This is a genomic window from Pseudonocardia sp. EV170527-09, assembly GCF_008369905.1.
Classification (GTDB): Bacteria; Actinomycetota; Actinomycetes; order Mycobacteriales; family Pseudonocardiaceae; genus Pseudonocardia.
Genome location: NZ_VRMC01000656.1, coordinates 1 through 237, shown reverse-complemented (window position 1 = coordinate 237; position 237 = coordinate 1). Strand labels below are relative to the sequence as shown.

Annotated in this window: 1 protein-coding gene; it reads right to left on the bottom strand. The window is 49.4% G+C overall.

Annotated features, from left to right (window positions below; translation table 11 throughout):
* A partial coding sequence (locus tag FVA95_RS32480) for a DEAD/DEAH box helicase (RefSeq protein ID WP_205016118.1) occupies nucleotides 1-237 on the bottom strand: 237 nt, incomplete at both ends.

The window sequence follows — 237 nt, the reverse complement described above, 5'->3', positions numbered from 1 at the left end:
GAACTGGAACAGCTCGCGGAGGGACTCCAGCGAGAAATGTCGCTCAACGTCTTCAGCTGAATCCACGACGCATGACGAGAGTGATTGCTTATGGGATTGACGTTGGAAGATCTTTTCCTCGATCGACCCGGTTGCAATGAAACGATAAACAAAACAATTTTTCTTTTGTCCATCACGCCAAACTCGAGCCAAGGCCTGCTGGTCTGCAGCAGGATTCCAATCTGGATCGAACAACAC